This window comes from Stieleria sp., assembly GCF_041595215.1.
Classification (GTDB): Bacteria; Planctomycetota; Planctomycetia; order Pirellulales; family Pirellulaceae; genus Stieleria; species Stieleria magnilauensis.
Genome location: NZ_JBFHKV010001208.1, coordinates 1 through 2362, shown reverse-complemented (window position 1 = coordinate 2362; position 2362 = coordinate 1). Strand labels below are relative to the sequence as shown.

1 protein-coding gene and 1 pseudogene are annotated in these 2362 nt (G+C 58.3%); both read left to right on the top strand.

All coding sequences use genetic code 11. The features are described from left to right. Positions 1–1831, top strand: a 1831-nt coding sequence (locus ABX749_RS29755) for a sulfatase-like hydrolase/transferase (RefSeq protein WP_372899231.1), incomplete at its 5' end; no start/stop codon positions are given. A 114-nt stretch (positions 1832–1945) separates the two neighbouring features. Beyond that, positions 1946–2362 (top strand): annotated as a pseudogene (locus tag ABX749_RS29750) (hypothetical protein); the annotation flags it as partial.

The following is a 2362-nucleotide window of genomic DNA, read 5'->3' as shown; positions in this document are numbered from 1 at the left end:
GGTCGGTCAGTGGAACGAAGCCCGCATCGTCTGCAAGGATTCGGTGATCCAGCACTGGCTCAACGGCAACAAGGTCATCGACTTTGATTACAACGATCCCAAGTGGGCCTTCAACGTCGACATGCTGAAACAGCGCGGCGGTGACCTGTCCCAACGCGGCGGGTACCTGAGTCTGCAAGACCACGGCGACCCGGTTTGGTATCGCAACATTCGCATCCGCAGCATTGCCGCGGACGAAGACATCGATCATCACACCGTCACGCCCGCCACGATCGCGCCGGAAGTGCTCAAAGCCGAAGCGGAAAAGTTGGCCGGCATCGTCGCGCGGCGAACCGCAGCACAGCAGAAAGCAGCCCAGCAGAAAGCGGCCACCAAGAAAGCGGCCCAGAAGAACAGCAAGAAACGCCCCAACATTCTGTTCATCTTGGCCGACGATCAATCACCCTTTGATTTGCAGCTCTACAACACGCGATCCAAACTCGAAACACCCCACTTGGATCGACTGGCCGCCGAAGGCATCGTGTTGGATGCGGCGCACCACATGGGGTCCTGGTCCGGTGCGGTGTGCACGCCGTCGCGTCACATGATCATGAGCGGACGCAGCGTCTGGCATCTGCCCAATCGCGGACGAAACAAACAGAATCCGAACGCCGACAATCCGTCGCTGGTGCCGAAGGATCTGCCCAACCAGACGATGGCCGCCGTGTTCAATCGCGCCGGTTACGACACGATGCGAACCTGCAAGAGAGGGAACAGCTACGACGCGGCCAACCAACTGTTTACGATCGTTCACGAAGCGACCAAACGTGGCGGCACTCATGAAACCGGCAGCGCCTGGCACGCCGATCGCGTCCTGGATTACCTGGGCCAACGCGAAGCGTCCAAGGACTCCGATCCGTTCTTGATCTACTTCGGTTTTTCACACCCCCACGACACGCGTGACGGAACCTCAGAACTGAACGCGAAATACGGCGCGGTGAATCACACCGACAAAGACTCACTGCCGCCGGCCAACCCCAAACAACCACAACTGCCCGTCAATTACTTGCCCGAGCACCCGTTCCATCACGGTCACCCCGGCTTACGTGACGAAGAAAAAGTCAGCGGCGTCTGGACACGGCGCGACGAACGAACGATTCGAAACGAGCTGGGACGCGAATTCGCCTGCAGCGAGAACATCGATGATCAGATCGGTCGCGTACTCGACAAACTCGAAAAACTCGGCGAGCTCGACAACACCTATATCTTTTACACGGCTGATCACGGCATGGCGATCGGTCGCCACGGTTTGCAAGGCAAACAAAACCTTTACGAACACACCTGGCGTGTCCCGTTCATTGCCAAGGGACCGGGAATTCCGCAGGGCGTGCGAGCGCCCGGGAACATCTACTTGATGGATGTGCTGGCAACGATCTGCGACCTGACCGGCATCGATGCCCCCGAAACCAACGAAGGGATCAGTTTCGCTCCCGTCTTGTTCGGCAAACAACAAGTCGTCCGCGACACGCTGTTCGGCGTCTATTGTGGCGGGACGAAACCGGGCATGCGATGCGTCAAACAGGGCGATTGGAAGCTGATCAAGTATGACGTCTTGGACGGAAAAGTCCGCCAGACACAACTGTTCAATCTGGCCGAGAATCCGCATGAATTTCTGACGCAACACCACGACCCATCGCTCAATGCCCTCGTCGGTCAGACGCCCACACCCGGTCAAGTCAACTTGGCCGACGACCCGAAGCACAAGGACCAGCTGATCAAGATGGAAAAGCTGTTGCTCGACGAGATGCGTCGCCTGGACGATCCCTACCGTCTTTGGGATCAGCCCGAATAGGCTGCACGGCCGCAAGCTCCACACGCGCCTTCCCACGATGGAGGTCGTGTAGTTTTGAAGTCGTTGATGACAAATGGATTCCATCGCTCGCCCACTGGGCATAGAACCTCAAACATGAACAACCGCATCGATCCCAAACCCTACTTCGTCACTCTGCTGCTGATCGCGGGCAGTTTCCTTGCAAAACCCTCGGCCGCCGAGCAGCCTGCGTTGACCGACACCGGTTTTCCCGTGGCCAGTGTGTTTGTCAGCGGTCAAGACGGATATCGGATCTTCCGCATCCCGGCAATCATTCGCGCCGCCAACGAGGACTTGCTGGCGTTTTGCGAAGCGCGACAGGGCGGCGACGCCAGCGAAATCGATCTGGTCATGAAACGTTCGACCGATGGCGGCAAGACTTGGGGCACACTGCAGGTTGTGCAAAAGAACAGTGACTTTCGCGATGTGGTCGCCGATGGCGTGAACGACATCACCATCGGCAATCCCGCTCCCGTCGTCGACCTGCTCGATCCCAACCATCCGGGACGGATC